Genomic DNA, 1,324 nt, shown 5'->3' on the forward strand with positions numbered 1-1,324 from the left:
ATATACACCAAAGGAATTGCCAGCTTCAGTCCACGCAGCATCGCGTAGGCATTGAGGTGGTCGACAATAATCGCATCATACCTGTGCGCGGCATGCCTGGCGGCGATCTCGTCCCTGGCCGCCTTCGAAGCCACCACCGCCATACTGCGCGGCAAATGATTGAACAGAAGCGCCTTGACTGCGGCAAGCTTGCCTTTCAACCCGTCGCCGAATCTCGGTATGGCGCGCCTGAACACTTGCGGCGCAAAGCGCTCGAAGCGGTCGAGGTCATATTCACCTTCACTCTCCACGTCAACGAAGAAAGCGTCCACAGAGGCACCTTCAGTGAGCATGTCCTCGAGATGGTTGTAGATCGCACGCTTGCCGCCGCTGCCACTCGGCGCCGGCAGCAAGGGCGCAATATAGAGAATTTTTATCTGGCTCAACTTAAATTTTTCCTGATCCAAACCAGAAACCGGGCGACAGGAACATGCGTGCGCGCCCCCATCGACCAGCCTGGATCGATTTCATGGCAACTACTAGCAAGCGCAGTATGACAGTTGGCAAGCCGAGCGGGAAATTACGTCGGGCAAACACGAGCCGGTTGCGGTGCAAATAGAAGTCGCCGCCCCGCCCGTACTGGACGGTTTTCTTGTTCATTCCCGTGGCCGCGCCTTCCTTATGGTAGACCACGCTGCGCGGTGCATACGCGATGGCGAAACCGCCGCGGCGCCAGGCCCAGTCAATCTCTTCGAAGTACAGAAAGTAATCTTCGTACATCAGGCCGACGCGTTCTACGAATGGGCGCGTGACGAACATGGATGCGCCAACTACATAGTCGAGCGCTTCCGCATCCATTGTGTGTGTGGCCGCCATCCCAGAGACAGCAGAGAAGGCGGCGCCTTCACCGACGTGTACCGACGTCGCGGTCCAGCGGTTGAACCGTGCCCCCCCGCGCGCTTGAATGGTGGAGGGCTGATGATAATACACCAAGGTTGAACCACATATGCCTACGGCTGGATCCGATTCAATACGTTCCACAAGTTGTGACAGCGCGTCTGGCTCTACCACCGTATCATTGTTCAACAGCCAAAGATAAGCACAGTCGGGGTCGTTCATTGCCACCCGAATGCCGAGATTGTTGCCGGCTGCATAGCCTCCGTTTGTCTCCGACTTGATCAAGACTATATTCGGTGAACTCCGCTGCCCCGGCGTGGCGTGTTCCAATTCTTCTGACGTAAATAGTGAGAGTTGCACCGCCTTGGGATACGGTGGGGTGCTCAATCTTTCAAGCTCCGGATTCTGTGCGACAGCGAACTGCGTACCGGCCGCCCATGCCTGAATG

General features: G+C 56.9%; 2 protein-coding genes. Both read right to left on the reverse strand.

Features of this window, described 5'->3' with window-relative positions; translation table 11 throughout:
• Positions 1 to 425: hypothetical protein (locus AC1DYX_RS31205; protein WP_477266100.1), on the reverse strand; the 425-nt coding region annotated here is incomplete at its 3' end.
• Position 426: 1 nt separating this feature from the next.
• The coding region (locus AC1DYX_RS31210) for a glycosyltransferase family 2 protein (RefSeq protein WP_477266102.1) at positions 427 to 1,324 on the reverse strand (898 nt) is incomplete at its 5' end.

Source organism: Massilia sp. P2_C2, assembly GCF_056404615.1.